The 25,783-nt window shown below is 60.6% G+C and carries 22 protein-coding genes; 11 read left to right on the top strand and 11 right to left on the bottom strand.

Annotated features, from left to right (window positions below; translation table 11 throughout):
* Positions 1 to 8: 8 nt before the first annotated feature.
* Positions 9 to 575, bottom strand: a complete 567-nt coding sequence (locus BT199_RS00760; protein ID WP_014719420.1) for a TetR/AcrR family transcriptional regulator — start codon at positions 573 to 575, stop codon at positions 9 to 11.
* 125 nt (positions 576 to 700) lie between these two features.
* Here BT199_RS00760 and BT199_RS00755 point away from each other — a divergent pair, with 125 nt between their 5' ends.
* Together BT199_RS00755 and BT199_RS00750 are read left to right on the top strand one after the other, a co-directional pair.
* Positions 701 to 1,489 (top strand): SDR family NAD(P)-dependent oxidoreductase, encoded by a 789-nt coding sequence (locus tag BT199_RS00755; protein WP_014719421.1) that lies wholly within the window; start codon positions 701 to 703, stop codon positions 1,487 to 1,489.
* Between the two features lie 62 nt (positions 1,490 to 1,551).
* Positions 1,552 to 2,580, top strand: a complete 1,029-nt coding sequence (locus BT199_RS00750; RefSeq protein ID WP_072433674.1) for an NADP-dependent oxidoreductase — start codon at positions 1,552 to 1,554, stop codon at positions 2,578 to 2,580.
* Here BT199_RS00750 and BT199_RS00745 read toward each other — a convergent pair.
* The 3 genes from BT199_RS00745 to BT199_RS00735 all read right to left on the bottom strand — a co-directional run bounded on the left by BT199_RS00745 (position 2,537) and on the right by BT199_RS00735 (position 4,674).
* Positions 2,537 to 3,406 (bottom strand): carboxylate/amino acid/amine transporter, encoded by an 870-nt coding sequence (locus BT199_RS00745; protein WP_014719423.1) that lies wholly within the window; start codon positions 3,404 to 3,406, stop codon positions 2,537 to 2,539. The genes BT199_RS00750 and BT199_RS00745 overlap by 44 nt on opposite strands.
* A 202-nt stretch (positions 3,407 to 3,608) precedes the next feature.
* Entirely contained in the window at positions 3,609 to 4,208 is a 600-nt protein-coding gene (locus BT199_RS00740; protein WP_072433673.1) for an FMN-dependent NADH-azoreductase, read from the bottom strand.
* 151 nt (positions 4,209 to 4,359) lie between these two features.
* Positions 4,360 to 4,674 carry a 3-phosphoglycerate kinase gene (locus tag BT199_RS00735; RefSeq protein WP_014719425.1) on the bottom strand — a complete coding sequence of 105 codons (315 nt, stop codon included), beginning with the start codon at positions 4,672 to 4,674 and terminating at the stop codon, positions 4,360 to 4,362.
* 49 nt (positions 4,675 to 4,723) lie between these two features.
* Between BT199_RS00735 and BT199_RS00730 the strand changes: the two genes are divergently transcribed.
* From BT199_RS00730 to aqpZ, 5 genes are all read left to right on the top strand, one after another.
* Complete coding sequence (locus BT199_RS00730; RefSeq protein ID WP_014719426.1) at positions 4,724 to 5,647, top strand: PA3225 family LysR-type transcriptional regulator; 924 nt, start codon at positions 4,724 to 4,726, stop codon at positions 5,645 to 5,647.
* Between the two features lie 14 nt (positions 5,648 to 5,661).
* Complete coding sequence (locus tag BT199_RS00725) at positions 5,662 to 6,465, top strand: alpha/beta fold hydrolase (RefSeq protein ID WP_020302664.1); 804 nt, start codon at positions 5,662 to 5,664, stop codon at positions 6,463 to 6,465.
* Positions 6,466 to 6,468: 3 nt separating this feature from the next.
* The gene (locus BT199_RS00720; RefSeq protein WP_014719428.1) at positions 6,469 to 7,032 is read left to right on the top strand and encodes a peptidylprolyl isomerase A; all 564 of its coding nucleotides are present in this window, start codon (positions 6,469 to 6,471) and stop codon (positions 7,030 to 7,032) included.
* Positions 7,033 to 7,114: 82 nt separating this feature from the next.
* Positions 7,115 to 8,947, top strand: coding sequence for an ABC transporter ATP-binding protein (locus BT199_RS00715; protein WP_003193125.1), 1,833 nt, complete (start codon positions 7,115 to 7,117; stop codon positions 8,945 to 8,947).
* A 175-nt stretch (positions 8,948 to 9,122) separates the two neighbouring features.
* Positions 9,123 to 9,824, top strand: a complete 702-nt coding sequence (aqpZ, locus tag BT199_RS00710) for an aquaporin Z (RefSeq protein ID WP_019820470.1) — start codon at positions 9,123 to 9,125, stop codon at positions 9,822 to 9,824.
* A gap of 120 nt (positions 9,825 to 9,944) precedes the next feature.
* On the opposite strand, the gene BT199_RS00705 is transcribed toward aqpZ, so the two are convergent.
* Positions 9,945 to 11,078, bottom strand: coding sequence for a GNAT family N-acetyltransferase (locus tag BT199_RS00705; RefSeq protein ID WP_072433672.1), 1,134 nt, complete (start codon positions 11,076 to 11,078; stop codon positions 9,945 to 9,947).
* Positions 11,079 to 11,363: 285 nt separating this feature from the next.
* On the opposite strand from BT199_RS00705, the gene BT199_RS00700 reads away from it, so the two are divergent.
* Positions 11,364 to 12,686 (top strand): putative porin, encoded by a 1,323-nt coding sequence (locus BT199_RS00700; protein ID WP_003193136.1) that lies wholly within the window; start codon positions 11,364 to 11,366, stop codon positions 12,684 to 12,686.
* A 104-nt stretch (positions 12,687 to 12,790) separates the two neighbouring features.
* Here the strand turns inward: BT199_RS00700 and BT199_RS00695 are convergent, their stop codons facing one another.
* The 5 genes from BT199_RS00695 to aceK all read right to left on the bottom strand — a co-directional run bounded on the left by BT199_RS00695 (position 12,791) and on the right by aceK (position 20,913).
* Positions 12,791 to 13,027, bottom strand: a complete 237-nt coding sequence (locus tag BT199_RS00695; protein ID WP_014719432.1) for an anti-sigma factor family protein — start codon at positions 13,025 to 13,027, stop codon at positions 12,791 to 12,793.
* Positions 13,021 to 13,635, bottom strand: coding sequence for an RNA polymerase sigma factor (locus tag BT199_RS00690; RefSeq protein WP_014719433.1), 615 nt, complete (start codon positions 13,633 to 13,635; stop codon positions 13,021 to 13,023). Before BT199_RS00690 ends, BT199_RS00695 begins: the two co-directional genes overlap by 7 nt.
* A 145-nt stretch (positions 13,636 to 13,780) precedes the next feature.
* A complete protein-coding gene (locus tag BT199_RS00680; RefSeq protein WP_003193141.1) occupies positions 13,781 to 14,902 on the bottom strand; it encodes a beta-ketoacyl-ACP synthase III in 1,122 nt (373 codons plus the stop codon).
* A 184-nt stretch (positions 14,903 to 15,086) separates the two neighbouring features.
* Positions 15,087 to 18,998: an ATP-dependent RNA helicase HrpA gene (gene hrpA, locus BT199_RS00675; RefSeq protein WP_072433670.1), complete on the bottom strand. Its 3,912-nt coding sequence runs from the start codon at positions 18,996 to 18,998 to the stop codon at positions 15,087 to 15,089.
* A 205-nt stretch (positions 18,999 to 19,203) separates the two neighbouring features.
* A complete protein-coding gene (gene aceK / locus BT199_RS00670) occupies positions 19,204 to 20,913 on the bottom strand; it encodes a bifunctional isocitrate dehydrogenase kinase/phosphatase (protein ID WP_014719436.1) in 1,710 nt (569 codons plus the stop codon).
* A gap of 162 nt (positions 20,914 to 21,075) precedes the next feature.
* Here aceK and BT199_RS00665 point away from each other — a divergent pair, with 162 nt between their 5' ends.
* Complete coding sequence (locus tag BT199_RS00665) at positions 21,076 to 21,960, top strand: DMT family transporter (RefSeq protein WP_072433669.1); 885 nt, start codon at positions 21,076 to 21,078, stop codon at positions 21,958 to 21,960.
* A gap of 32 nt (positions 21,961 to 21,992) precedes the next feature.
* Here the strand turns inward: BT199_RS00665 and BT199_RS00660 are convergent, their stop codons facing one another.
* Positions 21,993 to 22,853, bottom strand: a complete 861-nt coding sequence (locus BT199_RS00660; RefSeq protein ID WP_014719438.1) for a DMT family transporter — start codon at positions 22,851 to 22,853, stop codon at positions 21,993 to 21,995.
* Between the two features lie 420 nt (positions 22,854 to 23,273).
* On the opposite strand from BT199_RS00660, the gene BT199_RS00655 reads away from it, so the two are divergent.
* Positions 23,274 to 24,065: a CPBP family intramembrane glutamic endopeptidase gene (locus BT199_RS00655; protein ID WP_019820478.1), complete on the top strand. Its 792-nt coding sequence runs from the start codon at positions 23,274 to 23,276 to the stop codon at positions 24,063 to 24,065.
* Positions 24,066 to 24,173: 108 nt separating this feature from the next.
* On the top strand, positions 24,174 to 25,739 hold the full coding sequence (locus BT199_RS00650) for a methyl-accepting chemotaxis protein (RefSeq protein WP_014719440.1): 1,566 nt from the start codon (positions 24,174 to 24,176) through the stop codon (positions 25,737 to 25,739).
* The last annotated feature ends 44 nt before the right edge of the window (positions 25,740 to 25,783 follow it).

Raw genomic sequence — 25,783 nt, 5'->3', positions numbered from 1 at the left:
ACGCGGGATTACGGCAATGATGCCGTAATCTCCTTGCGGCACACCTCAAGCACTTCATCGGCCAGGGCGGAATCATCCGGGCACGCCCGCGACAACATGATTGCGCCGATGGCATGGGCCATGCTGTCGAGCATTTTCGCCCGCACGTCTTCTTTTGGCCCGTCATGAGCCGCGTTGTACTTTGCCTCCAGGGCCTGCAGGGTATTTTCCAAACCCTCGGCAAAGGTCGCCTTCAGCGTGTCCGACTGACGGGCGGCATCGGCACACAACGCCGCCAATGTGCATCCGCCGCCGCGATGGTCGCGGTGCTGCCTGGACAGGTAAACCTCGAAAAACTGCTCCACCTCCCTCTCCGCGCTGTCGGCCAGTGACTGCGCCAGGCTGTTAGCGGCTGCTTCCGCCATCAAGTCCGCCTTGGAACCGAAGTGCTTGTAAAAGCCGCCTTGGGTAAAACCGGCCGCAGCCATCAACTCGGCCACGCCCACCCCATCGAAACCCCGCTCGCGAAACAACTCGGAAGCTGTCGCGACGATATGGGCCCGATTGCTCTGTGACTGCGCCTTGGTGATCTTCATGTCTGTGGTCCTGACAGCGTGCGAGATAGGCATATTACTATGATGTCGATCATAATCAAAACCGTTGACAGCTTTGATTATGATCGACATCATAAAACCTCCTCGCACTCACAGAGCATCACACCATGAGTACTTCCAACACCGTTCTGATCACTGGCGCTTCGACCGGCATTGGCGCCGCCTACGCCGAACGCTTTGCCGCACGCGGCCACGACCTCGTACTGGTCGCCCGTGACATCACGCGCCTGGAAGCGCTCGCTGCCCGACTGCGCGAACAGCATGCCGTCAGCATTGATATCCTCCCCGCCGACCTGACCCAGACCGCTGACCTGGCAGCAGTTGAAGCGCGCCTGCGCGAGGACGCCAACATTGGCACCCTGGTCAACAATGCCGGCGCCGCGCAGTCCGGCGGTTTTATCGAACAGTCCACCGACAGCGTCGCGCAGTTGGTCGCCCTCAACACCACTGCACTGGTGCGCCTGGCCAGTGCCATCGCCCCGCGCCTGGCGGCAGCGGGCAACGGCGCTATCATCAACATTGGCTCGGTAGTGGGCCTGGCCCCGGAATTCGGCATGACGGTATACGGCGCGACCAAGGCGTTCGTGCTGTTCCTGTCCCAGGGCATGAGCCTGGAGCTGGCGCCCAAAGGCGTGTACGTGCAAGCCGTGCTGCCCGCCGCCACGCGTACCGAGATCTGGGAGCGGGCGGGCATTGACATCAACACCCTCACGGACGTGATGGAAGTGGGCGATCTGGTGGACGCGGCGTTGGTGGGTTTTGATCGCCGCGAGCCGGTGACCATTCCGCCGTTGCAGGACGGCGCCCGTTGGGACGCGTTGCAGGCTGCGCGGCAAGGCTTGCTGGCACAGATCAAGCAGTCCCAGGTTGCCGAGCGTTACCTGGCCAACGCCTGAACAACCGGTAGCAGGCGTGCTGCGCGCCTGCCCCTTCTCACCGAAGCAACGAGCGTTGAACCATGAAGGCATTTTCCATCGAACGGTACGGCAAACAGCCCGGCCGCCTCACCGAGGCCCCCGCGCCTGTTGTGGGTGAGCATGACGTGCTGGTTCAGGTGCGGGCCAGCAGCGTCAATGTGCTGGATGCAAAGATCGCCAAGGGCGAATTCAAACTGATCCTGCCCTATGCGTTGCCGTTGACACTGGGCAATGACCTGGCCGGCGTGGTGCTCAGCGTCGGCGCGGCGGTACGACGCTTCAAGCCGGGGGACGAAGTCTACGCTCGCCCGCCCCAGCAACGTATCGGCACCTTCGCCGAGCGGATTGCCGTGCACGAAGACGCACTGGCGCGCAAACCCGACAACATCACCATGGAGCAAGCCGCGGCCCTGCCCCTGGTCGCGCTCACGGCGTGGCAGGTGCTGGTGGAAACCGCGAAGCTGAAGAAAGGCCAGAAAGTGTTCATTCATGCGGGCTCAGGCGGGGTGGGCAGTATCGCCATCCAGTTGGCCAAGCATTTGGGCGCTTTTGTCGCGACCACCACCAGCACCGCCAATGTGGAGTGGGTCAAAGCGTTGGGCGCAGATGTGGTGGTCGACTACAAACAGCAAGCCTTCGAGACCGTGCTGCGGGATTACGATGTGGTGCTGAACAGCCTGGGCCCAGATGCGCTGGCCAAGTCACTGAAGATTCTCAAGCCCGGCGGTCAGCTCATCTCCATCTCCGGCCCACCGACGCCCGCCTTCGCCCGCGCCCAGAACCTGCCCTGGTTATTGGGCCTGGTCATGGGTGTGTTGAGCAGCGGTATCCGCAGGAAAGCGCGCAAGCAAGGCGTGAGCTATGACTTTGTCTTCATGCGGGCCAGTGGCGCGCAACTGGATGAAATCACCACGCTGGTCGAGTCGGGGATTATCCGGCCGGTCATCGACCGAACCTTCCCTTTCGAATCCACAGCCGCGGCCCTGGACTACGTCGAACAAGGCCGTGCCAAAGGCAAAGTGGTGATCACGATGGCGACGGCACCGCCCGGCGCACACCCAGCCGGCTGATCCACACCGCCCCCAGAATCACCAGACCGCCCAGGGCCAGACGGCCCAGAGGTTCGTGCTGGTTCCAGATCAGCAGGTTCAGCAGCAACCCCACCGGCACATGCAGGTTGTTCATCACCGCCAGGGTGCCGCCATTGACCAGGCAGGCGCCCTTGTTCCACCAGTACATGCCCAGCGCGGTACTGACCACTCCGAGGAACACCAGCACGCCCCATTGCAGCGGCGCTTGCGGCAGGAAGTCAGCCTTGGCGAACAGCAGGAACGCCGGCAACACCACCATCAAGGCGCCCAGGTAGAAATAACCGAAACGCCGGAAGTGCGGCTGGTCACTGGGATAACGCGCCACCAGGTGCTTGTACATGACTTGCCCGGCGGCGTAGGTGAAATTGGCCAATTGCAGCAGCAAGAACCCCATCAGGAAATGCGGGGTGATCTGATCGAAACGAATCACCGCCGCACCGCCCACCGCCACCAGGGCCGCCACAAGCGCCCAGGGATTGAAGCGGCGATTAAGCGCGTCCTCGATCAGGGTCACATGCAGCGGCGTGAGGATGGTGAACAGCAGCACTTCCGGCACCGTCAGCACACGAAAGCTCAGGTACAGACATACGTAGGTCACGCCGAACTGCAATGCACCGATCACCAACATGCCGCGCATGAACGCGGGCTCCACCGAGCGCCAGCGCGTCAGCGGAATAAAGATCAGCCCGGCCAGCACCACGCGCACCAGCACCGCAAAGTAACTGTCGACGTGACCGGCGAGGTATTCGCCAATCAAGCTGAAGGAAAATGCCTGAATCAGGGTGACAACCAGTAGATAGCCCATGCGCGCCTCGTTTCGAATGGGCGCGACATTAAAGCTTTTTGGTTTTTGAAGAAACTCGGCGCAAAAAAAACCCGACCTCGCTAAAGCGGCAGTCGGGCGGGAGCACTCAGGAGCAAAAGTGCAAAGGGAGGTTCGATACGCGTACTTGAAGGGTTTGCGTGGGGCTATATAAGCAGCACGGGATTATCTGACGATTAACGCCTCAGGCCACCTGGGCCAGTTGCGCCTTGGCATGATTGAGGCCCTTCTCCTGGAAGTCGCCGCCCAGGTTGACGCCTTCGGCGTGAATGAAGGTAACGTCATGAATGCCGATAAATGCCATGACCTGGCGCAGGTACGGTTCCTGGTGATCCGAGGTGGCGCCAGTGTGGATACCACCGCGTGCGGTGAGCACGATAGCGCGCTTGCCGGTCAACAGACCCTGGGGCCCGGTGGCGGTGTATTTAAAGGTCACACCCGCCCGCAACACGTGATCCAGCCAGGCTTTAAGGGTGCTCGGAATGGCGAAGTTGTACATCGGCGCGGCCATCACCAACACGTCGGCGGCCAGCAGTTCGTCAGTTAACTCGTTGGAGCGGTCCAGGGACACCTGTTCGTCGTCGTTACGCTGCTCCGCCGGTTTCATCCAGCCGCCCAGCAGGTTGGCATCCAGATGGGGTACCGGATTGAGCGCTACGTCGCGCACGGTGATGCGGTCTGCCGGATGGGCGACTTGCCATTGGCTGATGAACTGTTGGGTGAGCTGGCGGGAAATGGAATCCTGCTGGCGCGCACTGCTTTCGATGATCAGAACATTGGACATGGCTTCGTAGGCTCCATCGGTAATTGCTGTAAGTCGATGGAGAGAAGGTTAACCGGGGCCTATTCGATAAAAAAGCGCAAAAAACTGCTACAACCCATCTAGAAATTTGTTTATAAGCGGAGTATTCCTGTGAGCACGCTCCGCTGTTGCTTTATTTTGGCGCGCAGTCCAGGGCAATACGCATCTTGATGATGGCGCGGTTGAACTTGACCGTGGTGTTAGTGCTTTTGCCAGCAGGCACGGTCACGGTACGACGGCGTGGCGATTCCGGGCCGTTGGTAAAGGTGACCTTGCACACCGCGTCCTGGGCGCCGTAGTTGTTCAGCTGGATCGAACTGATGTCGCCGTCCACATCGGAGGCGGTGTAGTCAATGCTCACGCCATCGATCTTTTTCGTCACGTCGATAGGATAGGCAAACGCGCTCATCGGCAGCAACGCCAGCAACACACAACACAATTTTCTCATTCGGCAGTCTCCAATAAGGACCGCCAGCTTAGGACAAGAGGAGCTCATCTTGAAAGCGCCCCGCGTTACCCTCGATCAATGGCGCACCTTGCAAGCCGTGGTCGACCATGGCGGCTTTGCCCAAGCCGCCGAAGCGCTGCATCGTTCGCAATCTTCAGTGAGCTACACCGTGGCGCGCATGCAGGACCAACTCGGCGTCCCCTTGCTGCGTATCGACGGGCGCAAGGCGGTGCTGACCGAGGCCGGTGAGGTGCTGCTGCGCCGATCCCGCCAACTGGTGAAAAACGCCAGCCAGCTGGAGGACCTCGCTCATCATATGGAACAGGGCTGGGAAGCCGAAGTGCGCTTGGTGGTGGACGCCGCCTACCCCAGCGCACGTCTCGTTCGCGCATTAACCGCCTTTATGCCGCAAAGCCGTGGCTGCCGGGTGCGCCTGCGCGAAGAAGTACTGTCCGGCGTCGAAGAGTTGCTGCTCGACGGCATGGCGGACCTGGCCATTTGCGGTTTTATCATCCCGGGCTACCTGGGCACGGAAATGAGCGATGTGGAGTTCGTCGCCGTGGCCCACCCCGATCACTCGCTGCATCGCCTCAACCGTGAGCTGAGTTTCCACGACCTGGAGAGCCAGATGCAGGTGGTGATCCGTGACTCCGGCCGCCAACAACCGCGCGACGTCGGCTGGCTCGGCGCCGAACAGCGCTGGACCGTCGGCAGCCTCGCTACCGCGGCCACCTTCGTCGCCAGCGGCCTGGGCTTTGCCTGGCTGCCCCGGCACATGATCGAGCGCGAACTCAAGGAGGGCGTGCTCAAGCAGCTTCCCCTGGAAAAAGGTGGCAGTCGCAACCCGACGTTTTACCTGTACTCCAACAAAGACAAACCCTTGGGGCCCGCCACGCAGATCCTCGTGGAATTGCTGCGCACCTTTGACACCGCTCCCCTGGACGCGCCCTTCGCCGCCCCCCAACAAGCCTGAAACGGAGTTCATCCATGGCCTGGTTCGACCATGAAGGCTGCAGCCTGCATTACGAAGAATATGGCCATGGCAACCCGCTGATCCTGATCCACGGCCTGGGCTCCAGCAGCCAGGATTGGGAACTGCAAGTACCGGTACTCGCCCGACACTATCACCTTATCGTGGTTGACGTGCGCGGCCATGGTCGCTCGGACAAACCCCGGGAGCGCTACAGCATCAAGGGGTTTACCTTCGACCTGATCGCGCTGATCGAACACCTCGACCTGCCAGCGGCCCACGTGGTGGGTTTATCCATGGGCGGCATGATCGCCTTCCAACTGGCGGTGGATGAACCCCGGCGGGTCAAGAGCCTGTGCATCGTCAACAGCACGCCTGAGGTCAAGGTGCGCAGTGCCGATGACTATTGGCAGTGGGCCAAACGCTGGACCCTGGCCCGTGTGCTCAGCCTGGGCACCATCGGCAAGGCCCTGGGCGATCGGCTGTTCCCCAAACCTGAGCAGGCCGACCTGCGCCGCAAGATGGCCGAGCGCTGGGCAAGAAACGACAAACGTGCTTATCTCGCCAGCTTCGACGCCATTGTGGGCTGGGGCGTGCAGGAACAACTGTCGAGAATTACCTGTCCAACCCTGGTCATCAGCGCCGACCATGACTACACCCCCGTGGCGCAGAAAGAAATCTATGTAAAACTGCTGCCCGATGCGCGGCTGGTGGTCATCGAAGATTCCCGCCATGCCACGCCCTTGGATCAACCCGAGGTCTTTAACGCGACCTTGCTCGACTTTCTAAAGACCGTCGAAACCACTACCCAGGATCACTGACCCATGCTGAAAAAAATCGCCTTCTTTGCCGGTTCCGCCTTGTTTGCTGCCAACCTGATGGCAGCTGAGCCGGCCAAGGCGCCACATGTTTTGCTCGACACCACCAACGGCCAGATTGAAATCGAACTGGACCCGGTCAAGGCGCCGATCAGCACCAAGAACTTCCTGGCCTATGTCGACAAGGGCTTCTACACCAATACGATCTTTCACCGCGTGATCCCGGGCTTCATGGTCCAGGGCGGCGGATTCACCCAGCAAATGTCACAAAAGCCGACCGAAGCACCGATCAAGAACGAAGCCAGCAATGGCCTGCATAACGTGCGTGGCACCTTGTCCATGGCTCGCACCAATGACCCGAACTCGGCCACCAGCCAATTCTTCATCAACGTGGCCGACAATGCCTTCCTCGATCCGGGCCGCGATGCCGGTTATGCCGTGTTCGCCAAAGTGGTCAAGGGCATGGACGTGGTCGACATCATCGTCAACTCCCAGACCACCACCAAGCAAGGCATGCAGAACGTGCCTATCGATCCTGTGATCATCAAGTCGGCCAAGCGCATCGACTGAGGTCCGCAGGCAGCTTTGCACGGTGCCCGCATGGCACCGTGCACCTTTGAAAGGAGAGCCCGCCCGGCGGGCGTCAAACCTAATGCTCTATCGTCGTTTTGAACAGCTAATCGATATTTTCCGCGACGCCCCCAGCGCGGCCCCTCCCGAAAAAGTCCTGCCGTTCTATCTCTATTACCTGCGCCAGGTGTGGCCGTGCTTCGCCGCGCTGCTGGTGGTGGGACTGGTCGGCGCCCTGATCGAAGTCGCGTTGTTCAGCTACCTGAGCCGCATCATCGACCTGGCCCAGGGCACGCCACCGGCGAATTTCTTCCAGATCCACAGCGCCGAGCTGATCTGGATGGCCGTGGTGGCTCTGTTGTTGCGCCCGCTCTTTAACGGCCTGCATGACTTGCTGGTGCACCAGACCATCAACCCCGGCATGACCAGCCTGATTCGCTGGCAGAACCACAGCTACGTGCTCAAGCAGAGCCTGAATTTCTTCCAGAACGACTTTGCCGGGCGCATCGCCCAGCGGATCATGCAAACCGGCAACTCCTTGCGTGACTCGGCGGTGGCGACCGCAGAAGCTATCTGGCACGTGTCGATCTACGCCATCAGTGCCCTGGTGTTGTTTGCCGAGGCCGACTGGCGGCTGATGATTCCGCTGATCACCTGGATCGTTTGCTACAGCCTGGCCCTGCGTTACTTCGTGCCTCGCGTGAAAGAACGCTCGGTGGTCTCCTCGGAGGCGCGCTCCAAGTTGATGGGCCGAATTGTTGACGGCTATACCAATATCACCACCTTGAAGCTGTTCGCCCATACCCAGAATGAACAGGAATACGCCAAGCAAGCGATCATCGAGCAGACCGAAAAAACCCAACTGGCCGCCCGCGTGCTCACCAGCATGGACACCGTAATCTGTATTCTGAACGGCCTGCTGATCGTCACCACCACCGGCCTGGCCCTGTGGCTGTGGACACAGTCGCTGATTTCCGTGGGCGCGATTGCCCTGGCCACAGGCCTGGTGATCCGCATCGTCAACATGTCCGGCTGGATCATGTGGGTGGTCAACGGCATCTTCGAAAACATCGGTATCGTGCAGGACGGCCTGAAGACCATCGCCCAGCCACTGGCCGTGGTCGATCGTGAAAACGCTCCGCGCCTGACGGTGCCCCACGGCCAGGTACGCTTCGAGCAGGTGGACTTCCACTACGGCAAGAAGAGCGGAATCATTGGCGGCCTCAACCTTGAGATCAAGGCCGGGGAAAAAATCGGCTTGATCGGCCCGTCCGGCGCGGGCAAGTCGACGCTGGTCAACCTGCTGCTGCGCCTGTACGACCTGCAGGGCGGGCGCATCCTCATCGACGGCCAGGACATTGCCGAGGTCGCCCAGGAAAGCCTGCGCGCGCAAATCGGCATGATTACCCAAGACACCTCGTTGCTGCACCGCTCGATCCGCGACAACCTGCTGTATGGCAAGCCCGACGCGACTGACGAGGAACTCTGGGCGGCGGTGCACAAGGCCCGCGCCGATGAGTTCATCCCACTGCTGTCGGATTCCGAGGGCCGCACCGGGCTGGATGCCCATGTGGGTGAGCGCGGCGTGAAACTCTCCGGCGGGCAACGCCAGCGTATCGCTATCGCACGCGTGCTGCTCAAGGACGCGCCGATCCTGATCATGGACGAAGCCACCTCTGCGCTGGACTCGGAAGTGGAAGCGGCGATCCAGGAGAGCCTGGAAACCCTGATGCAGGGCAAGACGGTGATTGCGATTGCACACCGGTTGTCGACCATCGCACGAATGGACCGCCTGGTGGTGCTGGAAAAAGGCCAGATCGCCGAGAGCGGCAGCCATTCCGAGTTGCTGGCATACGGCGGGCTTTATTCGCGGTTATGGCAGCATCAGACCGGGGGTTTTGTCGGCATAGACTGATTTCGCTGGGTAACGCCCCGCTCAATTCCGAACAATTCTGACAGCTTTCTCTATCTGGCTGGTCTTGCGACACAATCCTGCTGTACTGCAATCAGGCCCCAGGAGGGCCCTGATTTAAGGCGGCAGGGAAGCCACACAGACCGTTAATCAGATAGAGCAATCTAAGGAAGTGTTCATGTCACTGTTCAAACGTTCCGTAACGGAAGGACTGGGTACGTTTTGGCTGGTGTTGGGTGGCTGCGGGAGTGCGGTGTTGGCCGCAGCGTTCCCAAACGTCGGCATCGGCCTGCTTGGTGTGTCCCTGGCTTTTGGGCTCACGGTGCTGACCATGGCATTTGCCATCGGGCATATCAGCGGCTGCCACCTTAACCCGGCCGTCTCGGTGGGGTTGGTGGTGGGCGGCAGATTCCCGGCCAGGGAGTTGCCGGCCTACATCGTGTCGCAAGTGATCGGTGGCGCCATCGCCGCCGCACTGCTGTACTTCATCGCCAGCGGCAAGCCTGGGTTCGAGCTAGCGTCCGGGCTGGCAAGCAATGGTTATGGCGAACATTCACCCGGTGGTTATTCAATGGCGGCAGGCTTTGTCTGTGAGCTGGTGATGACGGCGATGTTCGTGCTGATCATCCTTGGCGCCACCGACCGTCGAGCCCCGGCAGGCTTCGCGCCCATCGCCATTGGCCTGGGGCTGACGCTGATCCACCTGATCTCCATCCCGGTGACCAACACCTCGGTCAACCCGGCCCGCAGCACAGGGCCTGCGTTGATTGTCGGCGGCTGGGCGCTGCAGCAACTGTGGCTGTTCTGGCTCGCGCCGATCCTCGGCGCGGTGATCGGCGGCATTACGTACCGATGGTTGGGTGCAGAAAAAACAGCTTGACCCAATCCCTGTAGGAGCGAGCTTGCTCGCGAAAAACGCCAACGATGACGCAGTGCTTACAGCTGTAAACCCGCGTCGTCTGCACGTTCTTCGCGAGCAAGCTCGCTCCTACAGGGTGTTTCACGTGCCGTCAGAGTGCCGATAAGGCAGGGCCGCCCTCGCTTCTTCGGCATACGCCAGAACCCCCACCCGTTCGCGCTCAAGAAAATCTTCCACAGCGTTCTTCAACCCCGGGTGGCGCAGGTAGTGCCATGACCGCGTAATCACCGGCTCAAACCCGCGAATCAATTTGTGCTCCCCCTGGGCACCCGCATCGAAGCGTTGCAGGCCGTGGGCGATGGCGTAGTCCATGCCTTGGTAGAAACAGGTCTCGAAATGCAGGCGGTCGAATTCCGCCAGGCAGCCCCAGTAGCGGCCATAGAAGCTGTCGCCGCCAAGCAGGCTGAAGGCCATGGCCACCGGGCGCGTGCCTTGTTTGGCCAAGACTACGCGGATGGCTGCGGGCATGCGCTCAGCCAGCAGGCTGAAAAATGCGCGGGTCAGGTAGGGCGATTGCCGGCGCACCGCGTAGGTGTTGGCGTAGCAGGCATAGACAAAATCCCACTGGGCTTCGCTCAGCTCATGGCCTTGCAACCACTCGAACTCGATACCCTGCCCTGCCACTTGTTCACGTTCTTTGCGCATCTGTTTGCGCTTGCGTGAACTCAGGGCGTCGAGGAAATCCTGGAAGTCGCGGTAGCCTCGGTTTTGCCAATGAAACTGGCAACCCAAGCGTTGCAACCAGCCGGGGTGTTGGGCCATGGCTTGATCGGCGAGGGCATCGGTAAAGTTGATATGGGCGCTCGACAGGCCTTCGATCTGCAGATAACCCGGCAGGCTATTGAGCAACTCAAAAGCGTCGGCGGCACTGGCAGCCAATACCCGCGGCCCACCGACCGGGCTGAACGGCACGGCCGTCAGCAACTTGGGGTAATAGTCGATGCCGGCGCGCTCGCAGGCGTCGGCCCACCCGTGATCGAACACGTACTCGCCATAAGAATGCCATTTGCGATAACCCGGCAATGCCGCCATCAACCGGTCGCCTTCCCAGTGCAGCAAGTGCTCCGTCTGCCAGCCCGAATGCGGGCCGATGCTGGCGCTGTCTTCCAGCGCACTCAGAAACCCATGCTGCATAAACGGCTGAGCCTGTGGCATCAGGGCATCCCACGTGTGCGCAGCGATATCGGACAAGCTGTCCAGGCGTTGCAGCGGCATCGGCATCCTCATTGTTTCTTGGCATGAAAACCTGGCGAGTATCGCCGATCACAGCCGCGCGCACATCCTCAAAACACGCGGACAGGGCTCAAAACCCTTAGTTCCGTAGCGTAACGATTTGTCATCTAGATGAAATCACTTAGCCACTACTCCGTCATAAACGGTCGCGATACTGACGCCAGTTTTTAGAGCGTCCGGGTCTACCGGGCGACATTTTTTCCGTCCGTCATGGGTCGGTTGTGTCCTGGAGGGTGTTGCCCTCCCTCCTCACTTTCGGAGATTGATATGCGTCTTGCTTCCACTAAAACTGCGGCGGTCCTGTGTGGCGGCCTGTTGCTGGCACTGAGCGTTCCGGCCAGCGCTGCAGTCGACGCTAAATTGCTCGACATGCTCAAGGCCAACGGCCAGATCACCGCGGCGCAGTACACCGAACTGCAAATGGAACTGGCCAGGGATCAGAAAGAGCAGCAGATCGCACGCCAGGCTCAACAAGAGACCAACGAGCAGATCGCGGCCACCGCGAAAAAAACCAACGAGCTGAGCAGCTTCGACCAGAAATTGGCTTGGGCAGCCAAGACCCAGTTCAAGGGTGACGTGCGCTTCCGCCAGGAAACCATAAAGATCGACGGCGAACCCAACAACGGTGGGCGTGACAAGGACCGTCAACGCATTCGTGCCCGCCTGGGTGCCTACACCGAAATCAACCCGCAGGTGGACACCGGTATCCGTATCGCCACCGGCGGCGGCGATGATGCACGCTCCACCAACCAGGACCAGGATGGCTACTTCGATAAGAAGTCGATCTGGCTGGACCTCGGCTACATCGACTACCACCCGGACCAGATCAAGAACCTGCACGTGATCGGCGGCAAGATGCTGCAGCCGTGGGTGAACATGGGCGATGTGATCTGGGATAGCGACATCAACCCTGAAGGCCTGGCCGTCACCTACAAATACCCACTGGGTAGCAGCGCGGAGCTGTTCGGTAGCCTGGGTAACTACAACCTCAAGGACAACGTCGACGGTGACGGCGTGCAATTTCGCCATGACCTGCGCCTGACGTCCGGCCAGTTGGGTACGCGTTTCTCGGTCACCGACAACCTGAAAATGACCTTGGGCGGCAGCATCTACGCCTACAAGAACGACGAAGACAGCCGCTGCACAACCACCACCACGCCTTGCGCATTGGCGGTCAACGGCAACTCGGCCAACAATGAATTCCGCTTGTACGAAGGCTTTGCGCAAGCAGACATCGGTGGCCTGGCCGTGCCGCTGTCGTTCTACGGCCAGTACGTAAAAAACAACGATGCGGTGACCGACCAGGACACCGCCTGGTTGCTGGGTGCCAAGTCCAAGGTGTTCGGTTTGAACCTGGACTACAACTACCGCGACGTTCAACGTAATGCCGTCGTCGGCGCCTTCACCGATTCGGACTTCGCCAACGGCACCACCGGCTCGCGCGGTCACAAGATGAAAGTCAGCTACGACATCGACAAGAACTTCGCCATCGGCGCCACCTACTTCCTGACCAAGGCTGACTTTGCCAGCCGGACCCAGCGCGATGCCGACACCAACACCTTGCAGTTGGATGCTGAAGCCAAGTTCTAACGCTTAACATGTAGGAGCGAGCTTGCTCGCGAAGAACCCACAGGCAACGCGGTTCTCCAGGATACCCGCGTTATCGTTGACGTTCTTCGCGAGCAAGCTCGCTCCTACATGATGTCTTTACGCCGCTCGGCCGCCAGTTGTTCAGCCAGCGCATCCACACCCTCCACCGGCTCCTGCGGCATACGCTTGAGCGTTGCCTGCATCAGGCGCATCTGACGGATAAAGCGCCGGCAGTTCGGGCAGAACATCAAGTGATGACGCACCAGCAGACGCTCCCGAAAGGTCAATTGCCCATCGAGGTAGTCACTGGAACGCGCTACTTGTTCTTTACAGGTCAACATTCACCCGTTTCCTCAAAATGCTCCACCGTGGCGAAGACTTTAAGCCGCGCTCGATGCAACAGCACACGGACGTTGGAGAGTGAAAGGGTCAGAAGATTACAGATTTCTTCCAATTCCAGGCCCTGGCGTTCACGCAGTACCAGCACACTGCTTTGCAATTCGGACAAACTCAGAATCGTATGCTCCAGGCACTTGCGCAATTCATCTTCGGTCAGCAGCGCTTCCGGGGTGTCCTGGTGCCAAGCGTAAGGGGCGACAGCCCAATGGCCATCATCCGGGCTGAAGCGGTCATCGCCGATAGTGCCGTGAGGCGAGGGTAAATCGTCGAGAAGGACTTCCCGACGATTTTGTTTGTAACGGCTCTTTGCGGAATTGGCAGTGATCGTCAATAACCATGTCTTGAGGCTAGATCGCCCTTCGAACTTGGCCAGGTTGCGCACCACCGAGAGCCAGGCATCTTGCACCACCTCATCGGCATGGCGCTGGCCGACGATGGCATACGCCACTGCCCGCATCGCACTCTGGTACGTGTTGACCAAATCCTTATAAGCCCGCTGCTCACCCTTGAGCAGGCGTTCAAGCAGGTGCGCATCGTCCGCTGCGGCCATCGTTTACCTCAATCTTGCCGTGGAAATACGCTCAATGTGGGAGCTGGCTTGCCTGCGATCCAGACAACTCGGTGATTCAGGCACACCGAGCCGATGCCTTCGCAGGCAAGCCAGCTCCCACAGTTGACCGCGTCCGGCCACATACTCAGCGTTTGCGCAGGATCACACTGCCAATCGAATACCCGGCGCCAAAGGAGCTGAGTACGGCAACCGCGCCCTTGGGCAGGTCATCCTGATAAGTGTGGAACGCAATCACCGAGCCGGCCGAGCTGGTATTGGCGTAAGTATCGAGGATCACCGGTGCTTCTTCTACTGACGCGTCGCGCCCCAGCAGTTTCTTCACGATCAGATGGTTCATGCTCAGGTTGGCCTGGTGCAGCCAGAAACGCTTCACATCAGTAACACTCAGCTGGTTTTCTGCCAGGTGCTCGCCGATCAATTCGGCCACCATCGGGCAGACATCACGGAACACCTTGCGGCCTTCCTGCACGAACAGCTTGTCGGGGGCGCCGATGCCCTCTTCCGCCGTGCGATTGAGGAAGCCAAAGTTGTTGCGGATGTTGTTGGAGAACTTGGTCAGCAGCTTGGTACTCACCACGTCGAACTGATGTTCGGACGTCGCCAGGTCAGCACGCTCCAGGATCACCGCCGTGGCGGCATCACCGAAGATGAAGTGGCTGTCACGGTCACGAAAGTTCAGGTGGCCGGTGCAGACTTCCGGGTTGACCATCAGGATCGCCCGGGCCTGGCCCAACTGGATGCTGTTGGCCGCGTTCTGGATGCCGAAGGTGGCCGAGGAACACGCCACGTTCATGTCGAAACCGAAACCCTGGATACCCAAGGCTTCCTGGACTTCAATGGCGATCGCCGGGTAGGCGCGTTGCAGGTTGGAGCAGGCGACAATCACGCCGTCGATGTCGGCGGCGGTCTTGCCGGCGCGCTGCAGGGCTTGTTCGGCGGCACCGATGGCCATCTGGCAAAGCACCGACCATTCGTCGTTGCTGCGCTCGGGCAGGCGCGGAGCCATGCGCTGTGGATCGAGGATGCCGTCCTTGTCCATCACAAAACGGCTCTTGATGCCGGATGCCTTTTCGATGAATGCCGCGCTCGACTCGGTCAGCGCCTGCACATCGCCACGTTCGATAGCGGCGGCGTTGTCGGCGTTGAACTGTTGTACGTAGGCATTGAAAGACTGCACCAGCTCTTCGTTGGAAATGCTGTTGGCCGGGGTGTACAGGCCAGTGCCGCTGATGACGACGTTATGCACGGTCGTTCCTCTAAATCTGTCAGGCAGAAGATATTGGTACCGTCGTACCAAAATTAAAGTCGTTTGATGTCATCCAGCGGGCATCAAACTGGCAATGCTTTTATTCAATCTTGTGACCGCGAAGTTTGCCACAACACCGGGGATTTGGCGCTATAGGCCAAACAAACACCTTGCGGCAAGGGCTTCAGGGCTCTACCTGGCTCCACTGCTTGCTCAGGCGTTTATCGGAAATCGGCACTTTGGTACCCAACTGCTGGGCAAACAGCGACACCCGGTACTCCTCCAGCCACCAGCGGTACAGCTCCAACTGCGGGTCGCGCTTGCCTTCCTGGGTATGTTTGTTCACGCGGTTCTGGTACTGCGCCCACAGGCCGCCCAATTCGCTGCTCCACACGCGGTCCTTTTGCACCTGGCTCGGCAGTTTTTCCAGACGCAGTTCGATAGCCTTGAGGAAACGCGGCAGCTCCTTGAACCACTGGGCCGGGGTTTCCCGCACAAAACCTGGATACACCAGGTTGCTCAGTTGCTGCTTGATATCGTTCAAGGCCACGGCCTGGGCCAGGTCGATCTTGCCCTTGAAGCGTTTTTGCAGGCCGTGCCAGAGTTTCAGCACTTCCAGGGTCAGGCGCGCCAGGCGTTCGGCGTGCTCAGTCCAACTGCCGCGCTTGCGTTCAGCCAAGGCCGCCAGGCCCGCGCCATCGCGTGGCAGGCTGGCTTCGCCTTCAAGTACACAGGTATCGAGGCTGGCCAGCAGGATGTCTTCCACCAGCGCGTCGATTCGCCCCAGTTCACGGTACATCAAGCCCAGTTCGGTCAGGCCCGGCAATTTGCCGCGCAGGAATTTCGCCGGCTCCGCCAATTGCTGCATCAGCAGGCGCTGCAAGGCGCGACGGTGCTGGAACTCGGCTTCGGCAGCGGTGGAGAAGCGCCCCTCCTTGACCGTGCCGTTCTCTTCCACCAGTGCCGGATACACCGTCATCGACAGGCCGGCGATGTTCTGCTGGGTCTTTTGCGCCACCGCCGCAAACACCTTGGCCTCTACCGGCTGCTGGCTTTTCGCGGTTTGCGGCACGGCCAAGGCCGCCTGGCTGGCTTCGGCGAACCGTGCGGTGAGCTCGGCCAAGTCACGGCCTTCGCCGAGGAACTTGCCCTGGCCGTCGACCACTTCCAGGTTCATCTTCAGGTGGTTTTCCACCTGTTTCGCCGCCTCGGCCCACGCCTCATCGCTGACCCGCGCACCGGTCATGCGCAGCAATTCACGCCCCAGCGCCTGGGGCAGCGAGCCCTGGCCGAATTCGATACGTTGCAGCGCAGCCTTGACGAAGTCCGGCACCGGCACGAAGTTTTTGCGCAGCGCCTTGGGCAAGTTGCGCACCAGGGCGATGCACTTGGCTTCGATCAACCCCGGCACCAGCCACTCCAGGCGCTCGGCTGGCAACGCCGGCAACAACGGCGCCGGCACCCGCAGGGTCACGCCGTCACGGGGGTGGTTGGGTTCGAAGTGGTAACTCAAGGCCAGGGCCAGGTCGCCCAGGTGCAAGGTGTCCGGGTAATGCGCGGCGGTGACTTCACTGGCCTCGCGGGCCAGTACGTCTTCTTCACGCATGATCAGCAGTTGCGGGTCTTTCTGGCTGTTGACCTTGTACCAACTGTCAAAGGTGGCGGTCTGGTGAATCTCTGCGGGCAGGCGCGCATCGTAGAAGGCGTACAGGGTTTCTTCGTCGGCCAGGATGTCGCGACGGCGGGCCTTGGCTTCCAGCTCGTCGAGTTGCTCCAGCAGTTTCTGGTTGGCCGTCAGGCACTTGGCCCGGGACTGAATCTCGCCGCGCACCAGGCCTTCACGGATAAACAACTCACGGGACACCACCGGGTCAATCGGCCCGTAATGCACCGGCCGGCGCCCGACCACGATCAGCCCGAACAGGGTGATCTGCTCAAAGGCCACCACCTGGCCACGCTTCTTCTCCCAATGGGGTTCGAAGTGGTTTTTCTTGATCAGATGCCCCGCCAGCGGCTCGATCCAGTCGGCATCGATCTTCGCCACCATGCGTGCATAGAGCTTGGTGGTTTCCACCAGTTCGGCGGTCATCAGCCATTGCGGGCGCTTCTTGCCGATGCCCGACGACGGGTGAATCCAGAAGCGACGCTGGCGCGCCCCGAGGTAATCGCCGTCTTCGGTCTTCTGGCCGATCTGGCTGAGCAGGCCGGACAGTACCGCTTTATGCAGCTTCGGATAGTCGGCGGGCTCTTTGTTGAGGCTCAGCTGCATGTCGCGGCAGATCAGGCTCAATTGACGATGGGAGTCGCGCCACTCGCGCAGGCGCAAGTAATTGAGGAAGTTTTTGCGGCACCAGTTGCGCAACGGGCTGGCGGTCAGTTCCTGGCGCTGCTCCTCGAAACCGCGCCACAGGTTGACCAACCCGGCGAAGTCCGAATCCGGGTCTTTCCACTGTGCGTGGGCTTGGTCGGCCGCTTGTTGACGCTCTGGTGGGCGCTCGCGCGGGTCCTGGATCGACATGGCGCTGGCGACGATCAACACTTCCTGCAAACTGCCGAGCTTGGCCGCTTCCAGCAACATGCGGCCCATGCGCGGGTCCACCGGCAAGCGGGCGAGCTGGCGGCCCAACGGCGTGAGCTGGCTGTTGCGGTCGACCGCCGAGAGTTCTTGCAGCAGGTTGAAACCGTCGCTGATGGCCTTGCCATCCGGCGGTTCGATAAACGGGAAATCGGTGATCTCGCCCAGGCGCAGGTGCAGCATCTGCAGGATCACGGCCGCGAGGTTGGTGCGCAGAATTTCCGGGTCGGTAAATTCCGGGCGCCCGATAAAATCTTCTTCGCTGTACAAGCGCACGCAAATACCCGGTTCAACCCGGCCGCAACGGCCTTTACGCTGGTTGGCGCTGGCCTGGGAAATCGCCTCGATGGGCAGGCGCTGCACCTTGGCGCGGTAGCTGTAGCGGCTGATGCGTGCCGTGCCGCTGTCGATCACATAGCGAATGCCCGGCACCGTCAGCGAGGTTTCCGCAACGTTGGTCGCCAGTACCACGCGCCGGCCTGGGTGGGACTGGAAAATGCGCTGTTGCTCGGCCGGTGACAGCCGTGCGTACAACGGCAAAATCTCGGTGTGTTTGAGCTGGGCCTTGCGCAGCATGTCGGCCGCATCACGAATCTCGCGCTCGCCGGGCAGAAACACCAGCACATCGCCGGGGCTGCGTCGCTCGCTGCGCTCATAGGCGGCGATTTCATCGAGGGTGGCGAGGATCGCCTGGTCGACGGTCAGGTCGTCCTCGACGCGGTTGCCCTCCTCGTCCTGTTCCAGGGTGAGGGGGCGATACCAGGTGTCCACCGGGAAGGTACGGCCCGACACCTCGACTATTGGCGCATCGTCGAAGTGCTTGGAAAAGCGCTCCAGGTCGATGGTCGCCGAGGTGATGATAACCTTCAGGTCGGGGCGGCGCGGCAACAGGGTCTTGAGGTAGCCGAGCAGGAAGTCGATGTTCAGGCTGCGTTCGTGGGCTTCGTCGACGATGATCGTGTCGTAGCGCTCGAGGTAGCGGTCGTTCTGGGTTTCGGCCAGCAGGATGCCGTCGGTCATCAGCTTGATCAGGGTGTTGGAGTCACTCTGGTCTTCGAAGCGCACTTGGTAACCGACCAGCGCACCCAATGGCGTGGCCAGCTCTTCAGCGACACGGCTGGCGACACTGCGCGCTGCGATCCGGCGTGGCTGGGTGTGGCCGATCAGACCGTACTGGCCGCGACCGATTTCCAGGCAGATTTTCGGCAACTGCGTGGTTTTACCCGAGCCGGTCTCGCCAGCAATGATCAGCACCTGGTGCTTGTTCAGCGCGTCTTTGATCTCATCGCGCTTGGCAGCAATCGGCAGGCTGTCGTCGTAGCGAATCACCGGCAGGCTGGCGCGCCGCGCCGTGACCTGGGCGCACGATGCCTGCATGCGCGCCACCCACTGCGCCAGCTTGTCCTCATCGGGCTTCTTGCGCAGCTCAAGCAACTGCCGGCGCAAGCGGTGGCGGTCGGCGAGCATGGCGTGATCGAGGGCTTTGAGCAGTTGGTCGAAGGTGGGTGCTTGGTCTGTCATCAGCTATTTCGACGGTCATCTATTTATGCACGGCCGGCAAGTGTGGCAGAAAAGCAGCCCATCTGGCAGGCAGTTGAGCTTCAACGGGTGTAAACCGAACCAAAATGTGGGAGCGGGCTTGCTCGCGAAAGCGGTGTGTCAGTCACAGATGTATCAACTGAACCACCGTATTCGCGAGCACGCCCGCTCCCACAGGGGCAATAGGTTATAGCGGGTCTTTGCGGCGGTAGGGGAATACGTCGATCACCTTACCGGCACGAATCGCGTCCTGCAGGCCCTTCCAGTAATCGGCGTTGTACAACTCGCCATGCAACTCGTCGAACAACTTGCGCTGGCCGGCGTCGGCAAACAGGAACGGCGGGAATTCCTCGGGGAACACGTCCAGCGGGCCGATGGAGTACCAGGGCTCGGAGGCCATTTCATCCTCGGGGGTGCGCGGCGCGGGGATATGGCGGAAGTTGGCTTCGGTGAGGAAGCAGATTTCGTCGTAGTCATAGAACACCACGCGGCCGTGGCGGGTGACGCCAAAGTTCTTCAGCAGCATGTCGCCGGGGAAGATATTCGCTGCCGCCAGTTGCTTGATCGCCAGGCCGTAATCCTCCAATGCTTCGCGCACCTGAGCGGGGTTGGCGTTGTCGAGGTAGAGGTTGAGCGGGGTCATGCGTCGCTCGGTCCAGCAGTGGCGGATAAGCACGGTATCGCCCTCCACTTCGACGGTACCAGCGGCGACTTCCAGCAGCTCGGCCAGGCACTCGGGCTCGAACTTGCTCAAGGGGAAGCGGAAGTCGGCGAACTCCTGGGTGTCGGCCATGCGCCCTACCCGGTCGACGCTTTTCACCAGGCGGTACTTTTCGATCACCGTGGCGCGGTTGACGTTTTTCGACGGCGAGAAGCGGTCCTTGATGATCTTGAACACCGTATTGAAACCCGGCAGCGTAAACACGCTCATGACCATGCCGCGCACGCCGGGGGCCATGATGAACTGGTCATCGGTGGTGGCCAGGTGGTTGATCAGCGCGCGGTAGAACTCGGATTTGCCGTGCTTGTAGAAACCGATGGAGGTGTACAGCTCGGCAATGTGCTTGCCCGGCAGAATGCGCTTGAGAAAGCCAATGAATTCCGCTGGCACGGGCACGTCGACCATGAAATAGGAACGGGTGAACGAGAAGATGATCGACACGTCGGCTTCGTCGGTGATCAACGCATCGATCTGAATGCCACGCCCTTCGCGGTGCAGCAGCGGAATCACCAACGGCCATTGTTCGTCGCGGGTGTAGATGCGCCCCACGAGGTAGGCGCCTTTGTTGCGATACAGCACCGAGGAAAACAACTCGACCTTGAGGTCCGGGTCCTTGCACACCCAATCCGGCAGGTTTTCCCGCAACTGGGCTTCGAGGCGGCGCAGGTCGGCGGGCAGGTCGGCGTAGGGCTCGCTGAAGCGGTAGTCAGAGAAAACCTGCGCGAGCATGTCCGCTATTTTACCGGCCGGCGTGTAGATACGTGTTTGCGCCGCCCGCGCCCGGCGCAGGCTCGGCCGGGTAGTGTGGATGAACATGCAGCCGTCGCTGATCAGGTCATGGCTGAACAGGCCGCAGAAGATCGAGTTGTACCAGGTCTCGGACAGTTCATCGTCAAATCGCAGGTCGATCAGGCCGATATAGGCGCTTTTTACCAGGGGCCACTGGCCGATGTCATGCAACGGCGCAGGGTCAAAACTGGCGCGCAGGCGGGTCGTGACCTCAGCGACTTTCTCTTCATAGAGGTTGATGCGCGCGGCCGACGCGGCCTGCCCCTGCTGCCACTGGGCCTTCTCGAAACGCTCACGGGCGCCATCGGTGATCTGGCGGAAGTGTTCACGGTAATCGTCGAAACCGTCGAGGATCATCCGGGCGATAGCGAGGGCGGACTGCGACATGCGGGAAACCTCGAACGGGTATCTGGAAGCCCAGAGCTTAGCCAGTGAACCGAGGCAGGAGAAGAATGATTTTGCGCAGGGGTGAACTGACTGCAATTAGCCATTGTGCCGACCTGCCCGCTGGGCAACACTTCTGCGCCCCATTTGGCGTAGGAGTTTTCCGTGAGACCTGTTGACACCCTGTATCTGCTGGGGCTGGCCGCCATTTGGGGCGCGAGTTTCCTGTTTATGCGCATCATCGCCCCGGAAATCGGCACAGTGCCCACCGCGTTTTTCCGCGTGTCGATTGCCGCCGCGGGCTTATTAGTGATCCTGGCGATGATGCGCGTGAGCTGGGATTTCAAGGGCAAGTTCAAGACGGTCCTGTTGCTGGGCGTGATCAACTCGGGGATTCCCGCGACGATGTACTCGGTGGCGGCACAGGTACTGCCGGCAGGTTATTCGGCGATTTTCAACGCCACCACGCCGCTGATGGGCGTGCTGATTGGCGGGCTGTTCTTCAGTGAGCGCGTGACGCCATCGAAAATCGCAGGGGTCGCCCTGGGGCTGTTTGGCGTTGCCGTGCTCACGCGTGCGGGGCCGGTGGCCTTTGATCTGGAATTATTGATGGGCGCACTGGCGTGCCTGCTGGCAACCACGTGCTATGGCTTTGCCGGTTTCCTGGCGCGGCGTTGGCTGGACCAGCGCGGCGGGTTGGACAGCCGTCTCTCGGCCTTGGGCAGCATGTTGGGGGCGACGTTGTTTCTGTTGCCGTTCTTTGCCTACAGCGCCATCAGCCATCCACCGGCGAGCTGGGGCGGCTGGCAGGTGTGGTCGTCTCTGCTGGGATTGGGGCTGGTATGTACGGCGTTCGCCTACATTCTGTACTTCCGCCTGCTGTCGTCCATCGGCCCGGTCAAGTCGATGACCGTGACCTTCATGATTCCGCCGTTCGGCGTGTTGTGGGGTGCGTTGCTGTTGGATGAGCCGCTGTCCATGGCCCACCTGTATGGCGGTGTGCTGATTGCCGGGGCGTTGTGGTTGGTGCTGCGCCCGCAAAAACTGTAGGAGCGACCAATCTCGCTCCTACAGGGGTGGGTTTATTGCTTACGGAATACAAACACCAAGCCGACGATGATCAACGCCATTCCCAGCACGCTCAACAAGGCCAGGCGATTACCGAAGATCAGGTAGTCCATCACCGCCGTCACTGCTGGCACCAGGTAGAACAGGCTGGTGACATTCACCAGGTTGCCCCGGGCGATCAGGCGGTACAGCAACAACGTCGCCAGCACGGACACCACCAGCCCCATCCACAGGACCGGCAGGTAAAAACGTGCACTGTGTTCAAAGTGGAACGGCTGGAACGGCACGAACACCGCGCACAGTAGCAGCCCGGCCAGGTATTGCAGCGGCAGCGTCCCCAAGGGGTTGTCGGTGATGCGCTTTTGCATGATAGAGCCAAACGTCATGCTCGCCAGCGCCAACAGCCCGAACACCATCCCGGCCAGAGACATGCCCGCCAACCCGATGCCCTGGTACACCACCATGATCAAGCCCGCCAACCCCAACCCCAGGCCGAACAACCGGCGCCAGGAGCGTTGGCGCTCCATCAGTACCACGGTAAGGATCGGCTGCACGCCCATGATGGTCGCCATCACCCCGGGGGTGACGTTGAGGTCCAGGGCCAGCAGATAGAAAATCTGGTAGGCCCCCAGCAAAACCAGGCCCGTCGCCGCCGCATACAGCAAGGGTTTGCCGGGACGAGGCAGCTTCAACTTGAGGATGGGTACCAACACCACCAACCCCATCAGGGCGATGGCAAAGCGGATCAGCAGAAAGGCAAAGGGCGAAGCATGGGCCAAGCCCAACTTGGAGAAGATCGCCCCGCTGCTCCACAGCAGGACAAACACGCTCGTCGAGGCCGCCGCGGCCACGGATTGTTTCGAAAGCACAGACATGGTTACCACCTGTTATCAGGCTAAAAAGCCGACTCAGTAAAAACTGAATTTCAGTAGGTTTTTTTCAGGCAGGCACGGGGCAACAGCGAATCGCTGATCAGCCCGAAATGCCAACACCCGGCGGTGATACGACTGCGTACACCGGCGTGCTACTGACAGGTGGGGGGTAGTGACTGATCTGCGCAGGCTGCTTGCCACGGCACGGCACGACCACAGCGTTGACCGCTGAATCGACTACCGCTATGCGCTGGGAAGCTGGCATGTGCTGATCTTTTTGAAGGGATGAAGACGCGACGACTATAACCAGCCGCAAATACATTTTGCAATCCTTTCACCTCACCCTGTGGGTGGAGGAGTTTTCATGCCGTCCAGGCAGACCGCTCGCTATAATGCCGCCCAGTTTTTTTCCAAGGATTTCACATGATTGCTTTGCCCTGGCTGTACCTCACCCTACTTTCCATTGGCTATGTCGTGGCTTTGATCTACGGCCAACTGGGCGTACTGGCGGCGGTCTCCATCGCACTGTTGCTGGTGGCCGGGTATGCCGTACGCCAGCAACGCAACCCTTGGGCACGCTACCTTGGCCACGGCTTGTTTATTGTCCTGGCCCTGGGCCTGGCGATGCACTGGCTACCGGGCTTCTATAACGGCCGCGGTATTGCGCCCCAGCGATTTACTCCGGACTCAGTGCCCTTCTCGATGTACCTGAACCAGGACAAACCCCTGATCGGCTTCTGGCTGTTGCTGGCCTGCCCGTGGATTGTGGCGCGGCGTTCATTGCGCCTGTCGATCTGCGTCACAGCCATGGCCCTGACTCTGGCCGCCATCGCCGCCTTGGGTGGCGCGGCCCTGCTGGGGATGATCAGTTGGGCACCCAAGTGGCCGGACGAGGCGTGGCTGTGGGTGTTGAACAACCTGCTGCTGGTGACGTTGGTCGAAGAAGCGCTGTTTCGCGGGTATATCCAGGGCGGCCTGAGCCAACGCTTCAAACACCTGCCCTATGGCGAGAACCTCGCGCTGCTGCTGGCCTCGCTGTTATTCGGCCTGGTGCATTTTGCTGCGGGTTGGCAGTGGATGCTGCTGGCGGGTATTGCGGGCGTGGGCTACGGCCTGGCGTATCGGTTCGGCGGGCTAGGCGCGGCGATTGCCACGCATTTTGGCTTGAATCTGCTGCACTTCGGGTTGTTTACCTACCCGATGCTCGCCGGCTAAGCCTGCCTTCTACAGAGGCAACGCTGTTCGCAGGATTGTTGCAAAAATAAGTTAAATAAATGCCCCGCATGGCCGATACCCCCTGAAAGCCTTGCGGATTGAACAATCATGCGTAATAACCAACCCGTTACCCAGCGCGAACGTACCTTCCCCGCTCAGCAACGGTTGATCTCCACCACAGATGCCAAGGGTGTGATTACCTACTGCAACGACGCCTTTGTCGAAATCAGTGGGTTCACCCGCGAAGAACTGGTGCGCGCGCCACACAACCTGGTGCGTCACCCGGATGTGCCGCCGGCCGTGTTCGCGCATATGTGGTCCACGCTCAAACAAGGCTTGCCATGGATGGGCATTGTCAAGAATCGCTGCAAGACCGGTGACCACTATTGGGTTAACGCCTATGTGACGCCGGTCTTCGACGGTAACCAGGTGATCGGCTACGAATCGGTGCGCATCAAGCCCACCGCCGAGCAGATCCGCCGGGCCGAAGCGCTCTATCAACGCATCAACCAAGGCAAGTCGGCCGTCCCCCAACGGGACAAGTGGCTGCCGGTGTTGCAGGACTGGCTGCCGTTTATCCTGGTCAGCCAGTTAAGCTTCATGATCGGCGCCACCCTCACCTCCCAATGGGGCTTTGCCCTGGCAGCGGCGCTGTCGGTGCCGTTGGGCCTGCTGGGATTGAGCTGGCAACAGCGCGGTCTCAAGCGTTTGCTGCGCCTGGCCGAACAGACCACGTCCGACCCGTTGATCGCGCAGATGTACACCGACAGCCGTGGCGCACAAGCGCGCTTGGAAATGTCGATCCTCAGCCAGGAAGCGCGTCTGAAGACCTGTCTTACCCGCCTGCAGGACACCGCCGAGCACCTCAACGACCAGGCCGCGCAATCCAACACCCTGGCGCACAACAGCTCCAGCGGCCTGGAACGCCAGCGCGTGGAAACCGAACAGGTGGCCACTGCGGTAAACCAGATGGCGGCGACCACCCAAGAAGTGGCCAGCCACGTGCAGCGCACCGCCGACGCCACCCAGGAAGCCAACCGCCTGACCGGCCGCGGCCGCGATATCGCTGGGGAAACCCGCGAGGCGATTCAGCGTCTTTCGGCAGCCGTTGGAGAGACCGGTGTGACCGTCACGCAACTGGCCAAAGACAGCGATGAAATCGGCGGCGTGGTTGATGTGATCAAAGGCATTGCCGACCAGACCAACCTGCTGGCACTCAACGCCGCTATCGAAGCCGCGCGTGCCGGTGAGATGGGCCGTGGTTTTGCAGTGGTCGCCGATGAAGTGCGCCAACTGGCGCAGCGTACGGCCGAATCCACCGGGCAGATCCATACCCTGATCGCCAAGCTGCAACACACCGCGGCTGCGGCCGTGCAAACCATGGACGCCGGGCACCGCCAAGCCGAAGAAGGTGTGGCACGGGTGATGGAAGCAGACCAGGCCTTGGTAGGTATCAGTGAGGCGGTGGCCAATATCACCGACATGACCACCCAGATTGCCGCAGCTACCGAAGAGCAAAGTGCGGTGGCCGAGGAGATCAGCCGCAACATCAGCACCATTGCGCTGTTGGCGGACCAGACCTCGGAGCAGGCGATGAACTCGGCGCAACTGAGTGAAGAGTTGACGCATACCGCCAATACCCAGTATTCGCTGGTAGAGCGTTTTAACCGATAAACTGCTATCGCAGGCAAGCCAGCTCCCACACTGGACGGTATTCA

It is taken from the genome of Pseudomonas sp. NFR02 (genome assembly GCF_900119375.1).
GTDB classification, from domain to species: domain Bacteria; phylum Pseudomonadota; class Gammaproteobacteria; order Pseudomonadales; family Pseudomonadaceae; genus Aquipseudomonas; species Aquipseudomonas paracarnis.
This window is presented reverse-complemented; position numbering and strand designations above follow the sequence as displayed.

What these genes read in the sequence shown, in the direction of transcription:
- BT199_RS00695 (WP_014719432.1), bottom strand. Translation starts at nt 13,027, where the DNA reads ATGTTGACCTGTAAAGAACAAGTAGCGCGTTCCAGTGACTACCTCGAT.
- hrpA (WP_072433670.1), bottom strand. Translation starts at nt 18,998, where the DNA reads ATGACAGACCAAGCACCCACCTTCGACCAACTGCTCAAAGCCCTCGAT.
- BT199_RS00760 (WP_014719420.1), bottom strand. Translation starts at nt 575, where the DNA reads ATGAAGATCACCAAGGCGCAGTCACAGAGCAATCGGGCCCATATCGTC.
- aceK (WP_014719436.1), bottom strand. Translation starts at nt 20,913, where the DNA reads ATGTCGCAGTCCGCCCTCGCTATCGCCCGGATGATCCTCGACGGTTTC.
- BT199_RS00655 (WP_019820478.1), top strand. Translation starts at nt 23,274, where the DNA reads ATGATTGCTTTGCCCTGGCTGTACCTCACCCTACTTTCCATTGGCTAT.
- BT199_RS00700 (WP_003193136.1), top strand. Translation starts at nt 11,364, where the DNA reads ATGCGTCTTGCTTCCACTAAAACTGCGGCGGTCCTGTGTGGCGGCCTG.
- BT199_RS00690 (WP_014719433.1), bottom strand. Translation starts at nt 13,635, where the DNA reads ATGGCCGCAGCGGACGATGCGCACCTGCTTGAACGCCTGCTCAAGGGT.
- BT199_RS00740 (WP_072433673.1), bottom strand. Translation starts at nt 4,208, where the DNA reads ATGTCCAATGTTCTGATCATCGAAAGCAGTGCGCGCCAGCAGGATTCC.
- BT199_RS00705 (WP_072433672.1), bottom strand. Translation starts at nt 11,078, where the DNA reads ATGCCGCTGCAACGCCTGGACAGCTTGTCCGATATCGCTGCGCACACG.
- BT199_RS00725 (WP_020302664.1), top strand. Translation starts at nt 5,662, where the DNA reads ATGGCCTGGTTCGACCATGAAGGCTGCAGCCTGCATTACGAAGAATAT.
- BT199_RS00735 (WP_014719425.1), bottom strand. Translation starts at nt 4,674, where the DNA reads ATGAGAAAATTGTGTTGTGTGTTGCTGGCGTTGCTGCCGATGAGCGCG.
- BT199_RS00755 (WP_014719421.1), top strand. Translation starts at nt 701, where the DNA reads ATGAGTACTTCCAACACCGTTCTGATCACTGGCGCTTCGACCGGCATT.
- BT199_RS00745 (WP_014719423.1), bottom strand. Translation starts at nt 3,406, where the DNA reads ATGGGCTATCTACTGGTTGTCACCCTGATTCAGGCATTTTCCTTCAGC.
- aqpZ (WP_019820470.1), top strand. Translation starts at nt 9,123, where the DNA reads ATGTCACTGTTCAAACGTTCCGTAACGGAAGGACTGGGTACGTTTTGG.
- BT199_RS00660 (WP_014719438.1), bottom strand. Translation starts at nt 22,853, where the DNA reads ATGTCTGTGCTTTCGAAACAATCCGTGGCCGCGGCGGCCTCGACGAGC.
- BT199_RS00750 (WP_072433674.1), top strand. Translation starts at nt 1,552, where the DNA reads ATGAAGGCATTTTCCATCGAACGGTACGGCAAACAGCCCGGCCGCCTC.
- BT199_RS00650 (WP_014719440.1), top strand. Translation starts at nt 24,174, where the DNA reads ATGCGTAATAACCAACCCGTTACCCAGCGCGAACGTACCTTCCCCGCT.
- BT199_RS00720 (WP_014719428.1), top strand. Translation starts at nt 6,469, where the DNA reads ATGCTGAAAAAAATCGCCTTCTTTGCCGGTTCCGCCTTGTTTGCTGCC.
- BT199_RS00715 (WP_003193125.1), top strand. Translation starts at nt 7,115, where the DNA reads ATGCTCTATCGTCGTTTTGAACAGCTAATCGATATTTTCCGCGACGCC.